This window comes from Streptosporangium sp. NPDC000095, assembly GCF_042899335.1.
GTDB lineage: Bacteria > Actinomycetota > Actinomycetes > Streptosporangiales > Streptosporangiaceae > Streptosporangium.
In genome coordinates this window covers 436,965-454,921 of record NZ_JBIAZS010000006.1, presented here as the reverse complement: position 1 = coordinate 454,921, position 17,957 = coordinate 436,965, and the positions used below count along the sequence as shown (strand labels likewise).

Annotated in this window: 13 protein-coding genes; 4 read left to right on the top strand and 9 right to left on the bottom strand. The window is 70.3% G+C overall.

All coding sequences use genetic code 11. The annotated features are described in order from the left end of the window. Positions 1–712: 712 nt before the first annotated feature. Together ACFY3V_RS17285 and ACFY3V_RS17280 are read left to right on the top strand one after the other, a co-directional pair. Positions 713–3,871: an OmpL47-type beta-barrel domain-containing protein gene (locus ACFY3V_RS17285; RefSeq protein WP_389774231.1), complete on the top strand. Its 3,159-nt coding sequence runs from the start codon at positions 713–715 to the stop codon at positions 3,869–3,871. Between the two features lie 155 nt (positions 3,872–4,026). After that, a complete protein-coding gene (locus tag ACFY3V_RS17280) occupies positions 4,027–5,085 on the top strand; it encodes a WxL protein peptidoglycan domain-containing protein (RefSeq protein ID WP_350946483.1) in 1,059 nt (352 codons plus the stop codon). A 69-nt stretch (positions 5,086–5,154) separates the two neighbouring features. Here ACFY3V_RS17280 and ACFY3V_RS17275 read toward each other — a convergent pair whose 3' ends face one another. Beyond that, positions 5,155–6,405, bottom strand: coding sequence for an adenosylhomocysteinase (locus ACFY3V_RS17275; protein ID WP_389774227.1), 1,251 nt, complete (start codon positions 6,403–6,405; stop codon positions 5,155–5,157). Positions 6,406–6,491: 86 nt separating this feature from the next. Further along, the gene (gene ahcY, locus ACFY3V_RS17270) at positions 6,492–7,919 is read right to left on the bottom strand and encodes an adenosylhomocysteinase (protein ID WP_362896408.1); all 1,428 of its coding nucleotides are present in this window, start codon (positions 7,917–7,919) and stop codon (positions 6,492–6,494) included. Between the two features lie 219 nt (positions 7,920–8,138). On the opposite strand from ahcY, the gene ACFY3V_RS17265 reads away from it, so the two are divergent. Next, on the top strand, positions 8,139–8,480 hold the full coding sequence (locus ACFY3V_RS17265; RefSeq protein WP_350946480.1) for a MerR family transcriptional regulator: 342 nt from the start codon (positions 8,139–8,141) through the stop codon (positions 8,478–8,480). Positions 8,481–8,547: 67 nt separating this feature from the next. On the opposite strand, the gene ACFY3V_RS17260 is transcribed toward ACFY3V_RS17265, so the two are convergent. The 5 genes from ACFY3V_RS17260 to ACFY3V_RS17240 are packed head-to-tail and all read right to left on the bottom strand — an operon-like array spanning position 8,548 to position 12,578. Next, the gene (locus ACFY3V_RS17260; RefSeq protein WP_362896429.1) at positions 8,548–9,477 is read right to left on the bottom strand and encodes a cation diffusion facilitator family transporter; all 930 of its coding nucleotides are present in this window, start codon (positions 9,475–9,477) and stop codon (positions 8,548–8,550) included. A gap of 48 nt (positions 9,478–9,525) precedes the next feature. Next, complete coding sequence (locus ACFY3V_RS17255) at positions 9,526–10,632, bottom strand: SIS domain-containing protein (RefSeq protein WP_389774222.1); 1,107 nt, start codon at positions 10,630–10,632, stop codon at positions 9,526–9,528. Further along, the gene (locus ACFY3V_RS17250; protein WP_350946478.1) at positions 10,629–10,802 is read right to left on the bottom strand and encodes a Trm112 family protein; all 174 of its coding nucleotides are present in this window, start codon (positions 10,800–10,802) and stop codon (positions 10,629–10,631) included. The genes ACFY3V_RS17255 and ACFY3V_RS17250 overlap by 4 nt, the downstream gene beginning before the upstream one ends. Before the next feature lie 4 nt (positions 10,803–10,806). After that, positions 10,807–12,162 (bottom strand): phosphomannomutase/phosphoglucomutase, encoded by a 1,356-nt coding sequence (locus ACFY3V_RS17245; RefSeq protein WP_389774218.1) that lies wholly within the window; start codon positions 12,160–12,162, stop codon positions 10,807–10,809. 47 nt (positions 12,163–12,209) lie between these two features. Next, positions 12,210–12,578, bottom strand: coding sequence for a DUF3499 domain-containing protein (locus ACFY3V_RS17240; protein WP_350946476.1), 369 nt, complete (start codon positions 12,576–12,578; stop codon positions 12,210–12,212). Positions 12,579–12,986: 408 nt separating this feature from the next. Between ACFY3V_RS17240 and ACFY3V_RS17235 the strand changes: the two genes are divergently transcribed. Then, positions 12,987–13,442, top strand: a complete 456-nt coding sequence (locus ACFY3V_RS17235; protein ID WP_350946475.1) for a metallopeptidase family protein — start codon at positions 12,987–12,989, stop codon at positions 13,440–13,442. A gap of 156 nt (positions 13,443–13,598) precedes the next feature. On the opposite strand, the gene ACFY3V_RS17230 is transcribed toward ACFY3V_RS17235, so the two are convergent. Together ACFY3V_RS17230 and ACFY3V_RS17225 are read right to left on the bottom strand one after the other, a co-directional pair. After that, positions 13,599–15,014 (bottom strand): DUF5719 family protein, encoded by a 1,416-nt coding sequence (locus tag ACFY3V_RS17230; RefSeq protein WP_350946474.1) that lies wholly within the window; start codon positions 15,012–15,014, stop codon positions 13,599–13,601. Then, positions 15,011–17,893, bottom strand: a complete 2,883-nt coding sequence (locus ACFY3V_RS17225; protein ID WP_389774213.1) for a glycosyltransferase — start codon at positions 17,891–17,893, stop codon at positions 15,011–15,013. Before ACFY3V_RS17225 ends, ACFY3V_RS17230 begins: the two co-directional genes overlap by 4 nt. Between the last annotated feature and the right edge of the window lie 64 nt (positions 17,894–17,957).

Sequence of the window (17,957 nt, the reverse complement as noted above, 5' to 3'; positions counted from 1 at the left end):
AGGTCAACGCCGACCTCGCCCTGCGCACCCCCGTCGACGTCACCGCCGGCGAGTACAACTCCACCCTCACGCTCTCGCTGTTCAACCAGTCCTGAGCCAACGGGTAGACGTTTCCGCCCGCCGCGGCAAGATCACGTCCACTGTCGTGACGAGTCATGAGAGGGGAATCCGGCACCTGCTCCCACACCCGCCGGCACACCATCACATGACGACCGACGACGACCGACGCGATACCCGCCGCCCTTCCTTCCGGCGGGTACGACACCGCTGGACGGGCGTGTCACGACTCGGCGCCGGTGGAACCCCCCGGTTCCACCGGCGCCACCGCCTTCCCTGACACCTGACCGTCCGCACCCCGGGTGCGCTCCACAGTCACCAGCCGGGGTCACCGGCCAGGGGCACCGTTCGATCCCCCATGTCCACGGAGGTTCGTGCGGCACCATCGACACGGCCTTAGGGCGCTATATACCGAAAAATCCTTAGAAACCATACCGTTATCTAAAAGTCCAAATTCGGGCTATATGACCGCTTGACGAAAAACGGAACGTTGCAAAAGACTGCCTTCGACTTGCGTGCGCCCCGCCAGGCCGACCCCCTACCTGGCAGCACGCCAGATGGAGGATCAGTGAGAGGCGCTGCCTACAGCAGACGAGTTCGACGTTCCCTCGTCTTACTCGCACTACCCATAGCGATCACTGTCAGCTCGCTCCCGGTGCTCGCCGATCCGGGCCCGCCGGTGAGCGACGTCGCTCCTGATCGGCTGCCCGCCACCGAGCAGAACGGCGTCGCCCTGATCAGGATCGTCGTGCCCGACCAGTCCGATGTGGACCGGCTGACCGACATGGGGGTGGACCTGGCCGAATACAAGAAGCCTCTGGACGACGGCATCGAGGTGCACGCCGTCCTCAGCCCCGAGGAGGCCGACAGCCTCAGGGACCAGGGCTTCGATCTTCGCGGCGTCATCTCCGACGAGAGCGACTTCGCCGCCAACAAGGTCGAGCGGTCCAAGGCTCTCGCCAAGAGCACCGCGGCCGAGGCCGCGGAGGACACTCTCACGGTCCTGCGCGCGGAGTGGTTCACCAGTGTGGACAACCAGCGCTTCCTGTCGGTCGAGGTGAAGTCGAGCGCGACCGACGCGCAGACCGTCCTCACCACCACCTGGGACAGCGGCAAGAACACCGCCCCCGACTCGGGCGGCACGGCGACGATGTCCCGCTTCACCGACGCCGGCCAGTACATGTACCACCGGTTCACCTCGCCGCTCGCGATCGACAAGGAGCCGTCCCAGGTCACGGTCACCAGCAACCGCGGCGGTTCGGTGACGGCGAAGGTGACCAAGTGGCTGGGGGCCGCGCGCAAGGCACCGAAGCCGCACTACGTCTCCGACTTCGTCGACCGCTACATGGACCCGACCGAGATCACCGATCGGATCGTCGGTCTCGCCGCCGAGTTCCCGAAGATCTCGGAGATCGTCGATCTGCCGTACAAGACGAACGGCTACCGCCGGTCCGCCCAGGCGCAGTTCGGCACGGCCACGGCCTCCATCGTCTACCTGAACTCCAAGAGCTACGGCAGCGAGGGCGGCAACGACATCACCGCGGCGCTCGTCAACCCGAACACCGCGAACTCCCCGCTCTCGGTCACGGTCAACGGCAAGGACATCGTGGTCAACCTGGCCACGGACGCCTCCGGCACGATCACCAGCACCGCCAAGCAGGTGGTGGACGCCGTCAACGCCAACTCGGCGGCATCCGCTCTGGTGACGGCGAACACCTACCGCGGCAACGCGGGCGCGGGCGTGGTCGCCGCCGCGGCGGCCGTACGGCTCACCGACTTCCTCACGGCGCCGACGAGCGTGTCACGCGACCCGTTCCAGATGAAGGTCCTTCGCATCGGCAAGCAGCGGGACCGTTCCAAGACCGGCGTGTTCCTCTACTGCCAGGAGCACGCTCGTGAGTGGGTCACCCCGATCACCTGTCTGGAGGCCGCCGAGCGACTGCTGCGCAACTACGCGCAGGACAGAGAGACCAAGAAGCTCGTGGACGACCTCGACATCTTCGTGCTGCCGACCACCAACCCCGACGGTTCGCACTACTCGATGTACGACTACAACATGCAGCGCAGGAACATGACCAACCACTGCGCCGACAACGCGTCCGACCCCGCGCGCCGCAACTCCTGGGGGGTGGACCTGAACCGCAACTTCTCGGTCGGCGCCTTCTCCGACGGATACAACGGCGCCTCGGCGACCTGCACCAGCGACACCTATGCCGGCCCCGCCAAGCTCTCGGAGCCGGAGGCCCGCAACGAGGTGTGGCTCACCAACGAGTACCCGAACATCAAGTTCGCGATGAACACGCACTCCTACGGCGGCTACTTCATGTGGCCTCCCGGTGCCTACAAGACCGCAGGACGCGAGGTGCTGCCGCGGGTCGACTTCGGTACCGAGAACTACTTCTGGTCCGCTTCCGACCACATCCTGTCCGCGGTGCAGACCCACCGCGGCACGGCGATCTGGCCGGGCCGCACCGGTCCCGTCACCGACGTCCTCTACTCGGCGGCCGGCAACAGCGCCGACGAGCACTGGTACAACCGGGGCATCATCGGCTGGGACTTCGAGGTCGGCGCGGACATCTACGACCCGGCCACCCAGCGCTTCACCGCGGTCGGTTTCCAGCCGCCCTTCAGCGAGGGGCACCAGGAGGCGATGGAGTTCGCCAACGGTCAGATCGCCATCCTGGAGGTCGCCCGTGCCTTCGCCGAGGACCAGAAGCGCCCCACCTCCAGCCTGAAGATCACCGATAGGACCGAAGGCTCCACCACGTTCACCTTCGAGGTGAACGAGCCAGCCAACGTGTACTACACGCTGGACGGCACGCGGCCGACGTTCGACTCGCTCAAACTGCGGGCGGCGGGCATGCGTGAGGCGGCCCAGAAGATCACGGTCGACAAGACCACCGAGGTGTCCTGGTTCTCCGTCGACATCGCCGGCAACGTCGAGAGGAACTACAAGCCGGAAGGCAACGGCGCGAACTACGGCAAGCAGACCGTGAAGGTCACCAACAAGGCGCCGGTGACGACCGCGACGGTCGCCCCGGCCCAGCCGGCCGGGGGCTGGTTCACCGGTCTGGTGTCGGTGACGCTGTCCGCGACCCCCGGGAAGGACGGGAAGCAGGTCGACCGTACCGAGTACCAGCTCGACGGCGGCGCCTGGACCACGTACACCGCGCCGGTCGCCATCACCGGCGACGGCTCGCACACGCTGGCCTACCGCTCCGTCGACAAGGGGGGCAACGTCGAGGCGACCATGACGCTCACCGTCAAGATCGACGCGACGGCGCCGACGACGACCTCGACGGTCGGCTCGCAGGACAACGGCGGCGTGCCGGTCACCCTCTCCGCGACGGACGAGACGTCCGGCGTGGAGAAGATCGAGTACTCCCTGGACGGCGGCGCCTGGACGACGTACACCGGGACGGTCATCGTCTCGGGGCAGGGGCAGCACGAGGTGCGGTACCGCGCCGTCGACAAGGCCGGGAACGTCGAGGAGATCAAGGCCGTCGAGGTGCCGGTCGCCCCGACGCTCCCGCTCACCGTGACGGCGGAGTCCCGTTGCGTGGGTACGACGGCGCACCTGGCGGTCACGGCCGTCAACAACGGAACCGCACCCGCCACCATCACCCTGTCGACCCCCTACGGCTCCAGGACCGTCGCCGACGTCGCCCCGGGCAAGCAGGCCTACCAGTCCTTCAACACCCGGACCGGGCAACTCGCCGCCGGTACCGTGACCGTCACGGGCGCCGCGACCATCAACGGCCAGCCGGCCACCTCCACCTACGACACCACCTACAACACGCTCAGCTGCGGCTGACCCGATCCCGACGCCGACCAGTGAACGCCATCTTGTTCAACCGGTCCTGAACCAATCGCGGGGCAGAACGCCACCCCCCGCTGTGCGTGTCCGGGACGTGTGCGAACCTAACCCACACGTCCCGGATGTTCACCATGAAACAGGAGATACCACCGTTGTTCACGAGCAGTTCGCGGAGGGCACTCGCCCTCTTCTCCGCCCTCTGCGCTGTCGGCGCGACCACCTTGACGGGATACGCCCTCCCGGCCGCCGCCGCGGGCCCGGGGGACATCACCTGGTCGGTCGCGCCGGCCGACGCCAAGGGCCCCGACGGCCGCAGCGCCATCGACATCGAGCTCGCCGGTGGGCAGGAGGTGACCGAGCACATCGCGGTCACCAATCGCTCCACCAAGGAGGTCGCCTTCGCGATCGACGCCAACGACGGCTACCTGACCGCCAAGGGACTGTTCGACATGCGGCCCTCGGACGCCACGCCGACCGACGGCGGGGCATGGATCAAGATTCCCGAGCGGGTGACGATTCCCGCCGGTGGCACCGCCGTCGTGCCGGTCAAGGTCTCGGTGCCGAAGAACGCGACGCCGGGTGATCACCCCGCGGGGGTCACGGCGTCCGTGGACACGATCTCCGGCCAGGTCAGGGTCCAGAACCGGGTGGGGGTCCGGATGAACCTCCGGGTGACCGGCGACTACGTGGCCAAGGTCGCCGTGACCGGCCTGCGGGCCGAGTACAAGGGATCGTGGAACCCGTTCTCCTCGGGGTCCATCGACATGACCTACACCGTCACCAACGAAGGCAATGTCCGGGTGGCCGCGGACACGAATGTCCAGACGTCCGGATTCGTCGGCGAAAGCGGATGGAAGGACACCTCCGACGCCAAGACCAGGGAGGTCATGCCGGGCGGCAGGCGCGAGTTCACCGTACAGGTGACCGGCGTCTGGCCGCTGGGACCGATCACCTCGCAGGTCGTGGCGACCCCCACGGTCGTGGGTGAGTCGATCCAGGGCGTCGCCGCCCAGCAGACCACGGTCGACACCTCGCTCTGGGCGTTGCCGTGGCCGCAGCTCGTCTTCCTCGTCCTCCTCGTTCTCGCCTTCCTCGTCGCCCGGACGCTGCTTTCCCGGCGCCGCAAGCGCCGCGAGCAGCAGGCCGCGATCCTGCGCGAGGCGAGCGAACTGATCGCCCAGTACGGCAACAAGCCGGAGAAGTCATCGTGACGAGGGGTTTTCTCCCCGGCCCGAGGCCGCGTGCGCGGCGTATCCCGTCTGTGACCGAGGGAAAGGAGGTCAGGAACCGAGCCGCCACGAGTGGAGGTATTCCTCCTGGTCAACGGTGAGATCGTCCATCTCGATCCCGGCCGCGGCCAGCTTGAGCCGCGCCACCTCCACGTCGACCTCTCCCGGCACGTCGTAGACCCCCGGCTCCAGCCGCGCCCGCTCGCGGACCAGCCACGCCACCGAGAGCACCTGCGCGGAGAAGGACATGTCCATGACGGCGGCGGGATGCCCTTCGGCGGCGGTGAGGTTCACCAGGCGGCCTTCGGCGAGCAACAGGAGCCTGCGGCCGTCGGCGAGCACGTACTCGTCGGTGTTGGGGCGGACCCCCCGGTGGACGGCGTGCGCCAGGTCGTCCAGGGCGCGGACGTCGATCTCGACGTCGAAGTGCCCGGCGTTGGCCAGGATCGCCCCGTCCTTCATCTCCGCCAGGTGCTCACCCCTGATCACGTCGCGGTTGCCGGTGACCGTGACGAACACGTCCCCGGCCCGGGCCGCGGCCGCCATCGACCGTACGTCGTAGCCCTGCAGTAAGGCGTCCAGCGCCTTGACCGGGTCGATCTCGGTCACCACGACCCGCGCCCCCAGGCCCCTCGCCCGCTCGGCGACGCCCCGGCCGCAGTAGCCGAATCCGGCGACCACCACGGTCTTGCCCGCGAGCAGGGTGTTCGTGGCGCGCATGATCCCGTCGATGGTCGACTGACCGGTGCCGTAGCGGTTGTCGAACATCCGCTTGGTCCGCGTGTCGTTGACCGCCACCACGGGAAACCTGAGCGCCTTCTCCGCGGCCATCCGCCGGAGCCTGATGATCCCGGTGGTGGTCTCCTCACACCCCCCGGAGACCGTCTCCAGCAGCTCGGTCCGCTCGGTGTGCAGGATGTTGACGAGGTCACAGCCGTCGTCCAGGACGATGTCCGGCACGATGTCGAGCGCCTGGTGGATGTGGCGGTAGTAGGCGTCCATGGTCACCCCGGCCCGCGCGTGCACGACGACGCCGTAGTCACGGAGCGCCTCGGCGACGTCGTCCTGGGTGGACAGGGGGTTCGACGCGGCCAGCGCGATCTCGGCCCCGCCCGCCTTGAGGGTGCCCATGAGCACGGCGGTCTCGGCGGTGACGTGCAGGCACGCGGCGATCCGCAGCCCCTCGAAGGGCCGCTCCGCGGCGAACCGCTCGCCAAGGGCGGTGAGCACGGGCATCGCCCGCGCCGCCCACCCGATCCTCAGCTCCCCCGCGGCCCCCAGGGCGCGCTCAGCGCTGTCCACATCTCTCCCCATATCTACCCGAACCCCGAAATCGCCGGAAGGCCCCCGCGAAGCAGCGGGGGCCCGGCGAAACTCGACCGTGGGTGTCAGTAACGGTAGTGGTCGGACTTGTAGGGGCCCTCGACGTCCACGCCGATGTATTCGGCCTGGGCCTTGGTGAGCGTGGTGAGCTTCACGCCCAGGGCGTCGAGGTGGAGGCGCGCGACCTTCTCGTCCAGGTGCTTGGGCAGCACGTAGACGCCGACCGGGTAGTCGTCCGTCTTGGTGAACAGCTCGATCTGCGCGATCACCTGGTTGGTGAAGGAGTTGGACATGACGAACGAGGGGTGGCCGGTGGCGCAGCCCAGGTTCATCAGACGGCCCTCGGCGAGCACGATGATCTGCTTGCCGTCGGGGAAACGCCAGGTGTGGACCTGCGGCTTGACCTCGGTCTTCTCGATGCCGGGGATCCGGGCCAGGCCGGTCATGTCGATCTCGTTGTCGAAGTGACCGATGTTGGACACGATCGCGTTGTGCTTCATCCGGGCCATGTGGTCGGCCGTGATGATGTCGAAGTTACCGGTCGTCGTGACGAAGATGTCGGCGATGCCGACGACCTCCTCCAGGGTGGTGACCTGGAAGCCGTCCATCGCGGCCTGCAGCGCGCAGATCGGGTCGATCTCGGTGATGATGACGCGGGCGCCCTGGCCCTTGAGCGCGTCGGCGCAGCCCTTGCCGACGTCGCCGTATCCGGCGACGACCGCCACCTTGCCGCCGATCAGCACGTCGGTGGCGCGGTTGAGGCCGTCGATCACCGAGTGGCGGCAGCCGTACTTGTTGTCGAACTTGGACTTGGTCACCGAGTCGTTGACGTTGATCGCCGGGAAGAGCAGCGTGCCGTTCCTGAACATCTCGTACAGGCGGTGCACACCGGTGGTGGTCTCCTCGGTGACGCCCTTGATGCGCGAGGCGACCTTGGTCCAGCGCTTCTCGTCGGTGACCGTGCGGCGGAGCAGGTCGAGGATGACGCTCCACTCCTCGGGGTCGTTCTCGTCGGCGCTGGGGACGGCACCGGCCTTCTCGTACTCGGCCCCCCTGTGGACGAGCAGGGTGGCGTCGCCACCGTCGTCGAGGATCATGTTGGGGCCGTCGTCACCGGGCCACGTCAGAGCCTGCTCGGTGCACCACCAGTACTCCTCCAGGGTCTCGCCCTTCCAGGCGAAGACCGGGACGCCCCGCGGGTTCTCCACGGTGCCCTCGGGGCCGACGACCACGGCGGCGGCGGCGTGGTCCTGGGTGGAGAAGATGTTGCAGCTCACCCAGCGGACCTCGGCGCCGAGCGCGACCAGGGTCTCGATGAGCACGGCGGTCTGGATGGTCATGTGCAGCGAGCCCATGATCTTCGCACCGGCCAGCGGCTGGGCCGCGGCGTATTCCTTGCGGATGGCCATCAGGCCCGGCATCTCGTGCTCGGCGAGCTGGATCTCCCGGCGGCCGAAGGCCGCGAGAGAAAGGTCGGCGACCTTGAAGTCCATGTGGTTACCCCTCTGGTTGATGGGCGGCGTTCGCCTCACACCCTCGCCCGTCGCGCTCGTCTCGCGATCGTGCTTCGCTCTGGGGCCGGGCCCGCCGTTCCATCGGAACAGTCGATGTCTGGGAGTTTAGGCGGCCGGAACGGCTCCGCGCACCCTCTGAGCGGGTAACCTGACACAAGAATGTAAGCTTTTCTGGGAAATCACCGGAAAGAGGGCACCATGCGGATCACCGAGGCCGCCAGAAAGCTGGGCATGTCCCCCCGGATGCTCCGCTACCGCGAGGCACTCGGACTGCTGCCCCCGATCAGGGACCGGGGCGCGCACCGGCGGTTCGGCCCGGAGGAGCTCTCGGCCGTCGCCCAGAGCGTCGAGCTGGAGAAGCGGTTCGACGTCTCCCCCGCCGAGCTCGCCTTCGCACTGCGCACACTGAGCGAACCCGCGGTCGCACAGGCCGTACGGGACCTGGGGCTGCGGATCGGCCGCCTGCAGGCACCTCGCAGAGCACTGGACTTCGAGAAGGAGAAGGCGCTGCGCCTGCTCCAGCGCCGCACCCAGCGGTGACACCGCGAATCCCGGACGACTCCCACGGGTCCGGAGCCTGTCACGGCCCCGGACCGTCCGGTGGGACTCAGACGCGGTCGGCGACGCCGGCCCTGTCGAGATCGGGCTCCAGATAGATGACGCGCGCCTCGGGAACGGCGGCGCGGATGCGCTGCTCGGCCTCGTCGATGCCGCGGGCCACCTCGGCGGCCGTGTCGTCGTGGTCCACCGCGATCTTGGCGGCGACCAGGATCTCCTCGGGCCCCAGGTGGAGCGTGCGCATGTGGATGACCCGGGTCACCTCGGGCGCGCTCTCCAGGGCGTCCGCGATGCGGGTCTCGACCTCGGGCCCCGCGCTCTCGCCGATCAGCAGCGACTTGGTCTCGATCGCCAGGATCACCGCGATCACCGCGAGCAGGGCGCCGATCATCATGGTGCCGATGCCGTCCCAGACGGGGTTGCCGGTCACCACGGCCATCGTCACGCCGAAGAGCGCGAAGATCAGGCCGAGCAGCGCGCCCAGGTCCTCCAGCACGATGACCGGCAGCTCGGGCGACTTGGAGCGGCGGATGAACTGCACCCACGACTGCTTTCCACGGACGTGGTTGGACTCGATGATCGCCGTCCTGAACGAGAACCCCTCGGCGATGATCGCGAAGATCAGCACGCCGAAGGCCCACTGGGGCGACGTGAGCTCCTCGGGGGCGTGGATCTTGTGCCAGCCCTCGTAGAGCGAGAACACCGCGCCGATGGTGAACAGCACCACCGCCACCACGAACGCGTAGAAGTAACGCTCCCTACCGTATCCGAAGGGATGCTGGGGCGTACGCGCCCGCTGCGCGCGCTTGCCGCCCAGGAGCAGCAGCGCCTGGTTGCCCGAGTCGGCCACCGAGTGAACCGACTCGGCGATCATCGATGACGAGCCCGTGAAGAGAAACGCCACGAATTTGGCCACGGCGATCGCCAGGTTGGCCGCCAACGCCGCGATGATTGCCTTAGTACCGCCGCCCGCGCTCACGGCAGCCTCCACTCAGCTGGTTGGTAGGGAAAGACAAGACAAGGGATCCTATTGCGAAACCCTGGCCTTGAGTCCTGTGATGGCCGACACAGTTGCCGGGTCGATCCCGTACCCGAGCGCGAGGTACGTACTCGCGAAATCTCCAAGCGCGATCAGTGTCGCGAGCCGCTCCAGCGGATGCGTCCCCTCCGCGGCGATCTGCGTGACCGGGACGCCGCGATCCTCCGCCAGCCGCACCGACGCCTCCCGCTGCCGTACGACCCGGGGGTGCTCCTCCACGTCGCGGAGCACGAACAGCCGGAGCGATCTGCCGCTCTCGTCGGCGAAGATGTCCCGCTGGGCGAGCGGGCCGTCGAGGACGGCCACCTGGTCGTGACCGGCCCCGGGCAGTTCGCCGTACATCGCCGGGTACTTACCGTTCGTATTGAGCGCACCGGCCCACCGGCGGGCCGCGACGGCGGCCAGCGGGGAGGATCCCCAGATCATCGGCACGGTCTCGGCGAACTCCATCGCGAGCGACTTGCCGGGATTGATGAACGACTCGCTCGCCGGGCGGCAGCGGTGGGCGAGGTCCTCAAGGCGCGTGGCCACCTCCTCGAACACCTCCTCCCCGGCTTCGGCCAGGCCGAGCCGGGCGGCGGCGACGATCAGCGGGACCGACGTCGCCCACACCGCGGCGCGCGCCTGCCCGCCGCCCGCGACGGGCACGAACGGCGCTCCCGCCTGCCTGGCGATCGCGTGCAGCGGCGAGTCGGGCCCGCCGACGGCGAGCAGGCGGCAGCCTCTGCGTACGGCCTCGGCGGCGACCGCGAGCGTCTCCTCGGTCCTGCCGGAACGCGACACCGCGATCACCAGGTCGGTCGCGCCGATCCAGCCGGGCAGCCGGTAGGACCTGACGGTCACGATCGGCAGCGGGGCGCCGTGGCCGCACACCACGTCGAGGATGTCACCGGCGATGCCCGAGGAGCCCATACCGGCGACCACGACCGCCCGGGGCCTGCCGTCCTCGGCGAGCGAGGACAGGCCCGACTCCAGGGCGGCCCTGCGGGAGGTGCGGACCTGCGCGGCCGAGTCGGCCACCGCCCGTAACATGCCCGCCGGGTCGCCCTCGATCAGCCATTTCTGGTCGTCGAGCCGATCGGGCTCCCAGTTCACGACTTCCGGGCCTCGTCGACCAGCAGGACCGGGATGTCGTCCCGTACCGGATAGACCAGGCCGCACGAGGCGGAGGTGCAGGACAGCTCGTCCACCTTGGGATCGGCCCTCAGGGGGGACTTGCAGTTGGGGCAGGCAAGGATCTCCAGCAGCCAGTCGTCGATCTTCACTCGTTCAGCTCCTCACGACAGCAAGGACCTCGTCCCTGATCGCTGCCATCTGAATCTCGTCGGCCGCCTCGGCGTTCAGCCTGAGCAGCGGCTCTGTGTTGGAAGGACGGAGGTTGAACCACCATCCGGGGCCGGAGACGGTCAGGCCGTCCAGCTCGTCGAAGGTGACGCCTGCACGGGCGGCGAAGATCTCGCGGACCCGCTTCGTCGCCGCATCCTGGTCGGCGACCGTGCTGTTGATCTCCTCGGAGGCCGCGTACCGAGTGTATTCGGCGAGGATCTCCGAGAGAGGCTTCTCCTGCTCGCCCAGCGCGGCCAGCACGTGCAGCGCGGCCAGCATGCCGGAGTCGGCGAACCAGAAGTCCCTGAAGTAGTAGTGGGCGGAGTGCTCGCCGCCGAAGACCGCGCCGGTCGCGGCCATCTCGGCCTTGATGAACGAGTGACCCACGCGGGTGCGGACCGGACGGCCGCCGTGCTCGGCGACGATCTCCGGAACACCCCTGGAGGTGATCAGGTTGTGGATGATCGCGGCCCCGGGGTGCCTGCCCAGCTCGCGGACCGCGACCAGCGCGGTGATCGTCGACGGGGAGACGGACTCGCCGCGCTCGTCGACGACCCAGCAGCGGTCGGCGTCCCCGTCGAAGGCGAGCCCGATGTCGGCGCCCACGTCGAGCACGGCCTTCTGCAGGTCGCGCAGGTTGTCGGGCTCGATGGGGTTCGCCTCGTGGTTGGGGAAGGTGCCGTCGAGCTCGAAGTAGAGGGACGTCAGCTCGACGGGCAGCCCCTCGAACACCGTCGGGACCGTGTGCCCGCCCATCCCGTTGCCCGCGTCGACCACCACCCGCAGCGGCCGGATGCCCGACAGGTCGACCAGGGTGCGCAGGTGGTCGGCGTAGCCGCGCAGCAGATCGCGCTCGGAGACCTTCCCGCCCCCCTCGCCGCCGAGGGTGCCCGAGGCCAGGATCGCGGCGGCCCGCTCGCGGATCTCGACGAGCCCGGTGGCGCCACCGATCGGCACGGCGCCCGCCCTGCACATCTTCATGCCGTTGTAGCGGGCCGGGTTGTGGCTCGCGGTGAACATCACCCCGGGCAGGCCGAGGCTGCCACTCGCGTAGTAGAGCAGGTCCGTGGAGCCCAGGCCCGCGTTGATCACATCGGCCCCCCGCGAGGTCGCCCCCCGGGTGAAGGCCGCGGCCAGCGGCACCGACGACCCGCGCATGTCGTACGCCACCACGGCGGTCTTCGCCCCGGTCACCTCCACGAAGGCCGCGCCGACCGCCTCCGCGGTCTCCTCGTCGAGCTCGTCCGGCACGACGCCACGGACGTCGTACGCCTTGAAGATCTTGGCGAGGTCGCCCACTCCAGCTCCACCCCTTGCGTCGTGTCTCGTGCCCCAGCCTAGTAGGGTCAGCGGTCGCGCTGGGGCTGTGCGGAGCGAAGCACTCGCAGGTGACCTCGGCGGCCGACCTCGACCCCCTGGCCGACCGGCTCGGTGCCGCCGCTAGGCGTGGGCCTGGCCGCCTCGCGGACCGCGTTCGCGAGGGCCTCCAGGTCGTCCGTGCTCGGCGGCGCGCCATCGGTCGGCAGGCGCACCACCTCCCAGCCTCGGGGGGCGGTGAGCCGCTCGGCGTGCTCGGCACACAGGTCGTAACAGTGCGGCTCGGCGTACGTCGCCAAGGGTCCGAGAACAGCGGTCGAATCGGCGTAGACGTACGTGAGCGTGAAAACGGCAGGCTGACTGCACGCGGTGCGGGAACAGCGGCGGACGGGGCTCACGGTGGGACCGTATCCGGTAAGCGTCCGAGGCGCCACTATCTGAGCGCTCTTAACGAGCGTGTCGCCACAATTCGGACACGTGTCCCGGGTTCCACCTGCCTGTACGGCTTACAACCGTTCGCCGATTCCCGGTGTTTCTCCGGGAGGACCAACGAGCCGCCGCGGGCGGCGTTCCCCCGGCGGGGTTCTCGTCTCACCGCCGTGCGCCTGACGCGAACGACAGGATCTCCCGCACGTCCCCTCCCTCCCGCGCCCTCCCCCTGCCGCTCCGCCACATCACTCCTGTCGTCCGCGTGCCTCTCCTCGGCATCCCCCGTCACCCGCGCCCCCACCGTCACCCCTTCCGTCCACCCGCACTCCGGTCACGGCACCTCCCGCCCTTGTCCGCGTCACGTCTAAGCTGGGGCCGTGAGCCCGGCACCCGGCAGACCCCGCCCTCCCCGCAGGCGCGACAGGCATGGTCGCGGCCTGCGCGGCCCGCTGGCGCCCTCGCACGTGCCGATCGCCAAGGCCCGCAGCGAGCGGTTCGACGATCTCGTCCTGGACGCCGTCGACCGGCTCAAGCCCCGGTGGGCCAAGCAGTTGTCCGCCGTGGAGTTCGCGGTCGAGGAGGTCCCGCCGATCAGCGAGCTGGGCGACGGTCCCGGACTGCTGAACGGCGACCCCATCCCCTTCGGACGCTCGGAGCCCGCCGCGGGGAGCCGCCCGGCCGTTGTGATCATCTACCGTCGCCCGCTGGAGAGCAGGGCGCGCGACCGCGACCACCTGGGCGCGATGGTGCACGAGACGGTGGTCGAGCAGGTCGCGGGCCTGTTCGGGCTCTCCCCGGAGTCGGTCGATCCCGGCTTCGACGATCACGACTGACCCGCCGCGCCGGAGAGGGCCGTCCCCGCCGCGTCCCGAGGCGGCCACGACCGACCCGGCACGACACGGGAGACCACGACGGTCCCGTGGCCTTCCCGCGCAGGACCCCGTTCAGGACAGGACGGTTCAGGACAGGACGGTTCAGGGCAGGACGGTTCAGGGCAGGACGGTCGCGGCGGACTCGGCGATCGGCGGGACCAGCGCCCACAGGCGGGCGGGGGCGAGCGGCTGCACGGTCAGCGCGGGCCCGCCCTTGAGCCGTTCCTCCAGGACACGCCCCCCGTAGACCGGTCCCGACCCGGGCAGCGGTTGCACGACCACCGCGAAGGGCCCTTTCACCTTGGTGAGCGCGACCTGCTTGGTCCGCTCGGCGGGGATCTCCACCTGGAACGGCTCGCCCGGCTCGCCCTCGCGCGGGACCACCTGCACGCTCACCAGGCCCGCCGTGTCCGGCGCGGTCAGCAGCAGCCGGGAGCTCACCTTGCCGCCCGTACGGTTGTCGGCGACGACGCTGCCCAGGTCGATGGGGGCCGCCCCCGCCGTGAAGGCCACATCGGTCTTCGAACCGGTGCCGGTGGCGACGAGCCCGGCGACGATCGGGGTGTCCGAGGTGAGCACCAGCGCGGACGGCTGGCCGCCGATCCCGCCGGACAGGTCGAGGCTCGTCACGGAACCCGCGGGCACCTCGACGAGTTCGCGGCCCTGGAGCGCGTACGTCCCTTCGGGGGTGAGCGCCTTGACCTCCACCAGGGTGTCGAACTCCTCGGCGGAGGCGACGATCAGCTCGCGTTTCCCGCCGCCGCCGGGAATGCCCGGCACGACGACGCGGGTGGCGGGGGGCGCGGAGGCGGGCAGCCAGTCCACGCCCCGCCCGTCGTTCATGATCGCCCGTGCCGCGGCGGTGACCCGCCCCGCGCTGGTACGGACCTGGATCGCCACGACGAGCGCCGAGGGGGCGATGTCCACGACCTTGATCGAGCGGCTCTGGCCCGGCTTGAGGGTGAACACGCCGCCCGAGTCGTCGAACACCGGCCCCTCGCCCGTGTAGACCATGATCTCCGCGATGGCCGGGGCGAGATCGGCGTTGGTCAGGTACAGCGTGACGTCCGCCGCGGCCGGCCCCGGCCCGACCAGCCAGGTGCTCGCCGTCGGCTCCGTGCAGCGTGTCCCCGCCAGTCCTCGCTGCTCGCCCGACTTCTCCCTGCGGGTCTGCGAGATCTCCAGACCGGCGGCCATGCTCCCGGTGGCCGCGACGACGAGGGGCGGCGACGAGGCCGGCACCTCGTCGTGCCAGAGACGTCCGGGGACGTCGACGGTGGCGAGGCTCTTGTCGCCCGTGACGAGCGTCGCGGAGCCCGGCTCCCGGCTGCCCGGCGGGACGACCACCCCGACGGAGGTGTCTCCGGGCGCCGGGCAGACGGCCGTCACCGAGGCGACGGGCACCTTCTCGAACCCCGGGGCGGTGACGACGACGGCCTGCGGCTGGGTGGCGTAGGCCACCCCGTACAGGGCGAGGAGGGCCACCAGGACCAGCACCAGCAGGCTGAACCGGTTCTCGATCAGGGATTTCACCGGGCGGCCAGCTCTCTGCGAGGTTCGGGCAGGTTCTGAGGGAGCGCGGGCTCGTCGGACTCGGTACGCGCCCCGGGTGCGGCCAGGACCAGGACGACCAGCACCAGCACGGCCTGGGCCCAGAGCCAGCGGCCGTGCCAGGGGTCTCCCGGCGGGGGCACCGGAAGGGCGATCGGCTGGGTGAGCCGCCACACGCCGACCGAGCGGGACAGGCTCATCCTCGCCAGCGAGGGCTGCGAGTCGAGCGCGTGGCTGATCTCCGGATCGACGGGCGCGGTCACCACGACGAACCGCACGCCGTGGGCCGCGAGGACCCGGGCGTCGTCACCGCCCCTGCCGGACACCAGCCCCGCCGCGGCGAGCCGGACCAGCTCCCTGGGCCCTTCGGGGACGGGGATGTCGGCCTCGCCGACCACCGGGGTGCGCCCGCGCAGCACGGTGAAGAGCAGACCGCCTGTCGAGGAGCGCAGCAGCAGGGTCCGCTCGCCGCCCGAGGAGTTGTTCGCGGCGAGGGCCGGCATGACGTCGCGTACGGTCCCTCGGAGCGGGCCGTCCACGCCCTTCACGATCCACATGCCCGCCGCGAGCAGCGGCGTGGAGAACGCGACCAGCACGACACCGAGCGCGGCGAGCCTGCGCACTCCCCCCGCGGCCCGGAACTCCACGATCCTGTCGGCGGTGAGCGCAGCCACCACGAGCATGCCGGTGGCGGCGAAGGCGAGCGGCACCCCCGGCCACGCGGGGGCCTCGACGTCGCCGTTGATCGAGGTGACGGTGGTCCTGCTGACCAGGATCGCCACCAGCACCCCGAAGAGCGCGACGCCCCAGCCGACCGCGATCACCATCCGGTTGCGGCGCATCAGCAGCGCGAGCAGGCAGGCGGCGAGGAGACCGCCGGTCACCCAGAGCGGCGGCATGCCGGGACCGCCGGGGCTGAGCAACAGCAGCGACCCGGCGGGCAGCGCGGGGTCGACCAGCTCCGGCTGGTGCAGCCCGGCCTCCAGCAGCAGCTGCCCGGGATCGGCGACCACCTGGAGGAGCCAGGGGAACAGCAGGGCCACGGGGACGGCGAACGCCACGAGCATCGAGACCGCGACGCCCCTGCGCGGGAAGGCGAGCGCCGCCAGCGCGCCGAGGATCGCGGTCAGCGGGTAGACCAGCGGGGCGAAGGCCGTGCCGACGGCGAGGAGAAGTCCCAGGCCCCAGGCGGCGCGGCGGGCGCGACGGCGCTCCGCGGTGAGGACGGCGGTGGCGAGCGCCGCGTAGACGGGCAGCAGCACGAAGACCACCGCGGTGCCGAGCCGTCCCGCGGCGACCGCGCCGGTGGCGACAGGCAGGAGGGCGTACGAGGAGGCGAGCCAGACCCTGGTCCAGCGGCCGGGGATCATCGACCGGGTGGCCGCGTACGCGGAGATCCCCGCCAGCGGCACGCAGCCGAGCAGCAGCAGCGACACCGCGAGCCACGTCTTGCCGAACAGCAGCGTGGAGAGCACGGCCAGCACCGCCACGTACGGCGGGGCCCACGCGTCGGTGCCCAGTCCCACCTGGTGGTAGCTCGCGCGGTAGAGGTCCCACAGGTCGGAGGCCCCGCCGATCACCGGGACGAGCGCGCCGCCGCCCAGCCTGGCCCCGCCGGTCACCGCGCGCTCGGCGACCAGCGTCACCAGGACGAGCGCCAGGAAGAGCAGGACGCCGGGGTTTCCGAAGACGCGCTGCATCACCCCGGCGTCGGTGAGCAGCTCCTCGCCGTCCTCCTGCGCGTGCGGCGAGGCCGCCATGGCGTGGTGGCGTCCCGCGGACTCCACGAACCCGCCCCCGGCCAGGTAGCTCCGTGCCCTGTCGGCGAGCCGGCGGTAACCGGCGCCCGGCTGGGTGAGGAGCCGGCTCACCGCCGCGTACCCCTGCCTGCGGCCCTTCGCCCGCGCCCGCCTTGCCTTGATCATCCGGATGGGGTGACCGAACACCGAGCCGAACGCGAGAAACTCGTCCAGCGCGTTGGCGGGCTGCTTGGCCACCAGGAACAGCACCGTACGGAAGATCGACCCGAAGGCGTTGCGCACCAGTGCCCACAGCAGCGGGCGCAGGGGCAGGTTCGCCATGACGACGAAGAGCGCGTTGCGGCGGTCCAGGCGGCGGGGGTGGTCCCCGCTCGCGGTGATGCGGCGTCGCCGCCGGGTGGCCGCCTCCGCGTGCCAGGCGACCGCCCCCGTGACGTTCCGCACGCGGTGTCCGGCGTTCCTGACGCGCCAGCACAGGTCGAGGTCGTCGCGGAACAGCGGCAGGGCGGGATCGAGCCCGCCGACCTCCTCCCAGACGTCCCTGCGGACCAGCATGCCCGCGGTGGACACCGAGAGCACGTCCCTGGTCCCGTCGTACTGCCCCTGGTCGAACTCGCGGGCCTCCAACCCGGTGTCCCTGCGGCCGGTACGGTCGACGGTGACGCCGACCTCGAGCAGGAGCCGCCGGTCGAGCCAGTCGCGGAGCTTGGGCCCGAGCACCGCCGCCTTGGGGTCCTCGTCCGCGGCCTCCAGCAGGAGTCGCAGGGCGTGGACGTCCGGGGCGCAGTCGTCGTGCAGCAGCCAGATCCACTCCTGTCCGCCACCGGGACCGAGCCGGTCGAGGACCTCGGCGACGGCCTCGCCGAAACCGGTCGAGCGCGGCAGGGTGAGCACCGCCCTGGAGCCGAGGGCCGCGGTGAGCAGCGCGGCGCTGCCGTCCCTGCTGCCGTTGTCGACCCCGACGACCCGGTCCACCGGGCGGGTCTGTTTGAGCAGGGCTTCCAGGGTCTCCCCCAGCCAGCGGGAACCGTCGTGGGAGACGACGATCGCGGTGACGGTGTGGTGGGGGCGCTGGGGGTGCGGGGGGTCGGTGATGGACATATGTCCCGTGTTCAGGAGTGGCGGGAATCGGCGCGCTAACGATACGGCACCCTCTGTCGGACTA

What these genes read in the sequence shown, in the direction of transcription:
- ahcY (WP_362896408.1), bottom strand. Translation starts at nt 7,919, where the DNA reads ATGGACTTCAAGGTCGCCGACCTTTCTCTCGCGGCCTTCGGCCGCCGG.
- ACFY3V_RS17265 (WP_350946480.1), top strand. Translation starts at nt 8,139, where the DNA reads ATGCGGATCACCGAGGCCGCCAGAAAGCTGGGCATGTCCCCCCGGATG.
- ACFY3V_RS17225 (WP_389774213.1), bottom strand. Translation starts at nt 17,893, where the DNA reads ATGTCCATCACCGACCCCCCGCACCCCCAGCGCCCCCACCACACCGTC.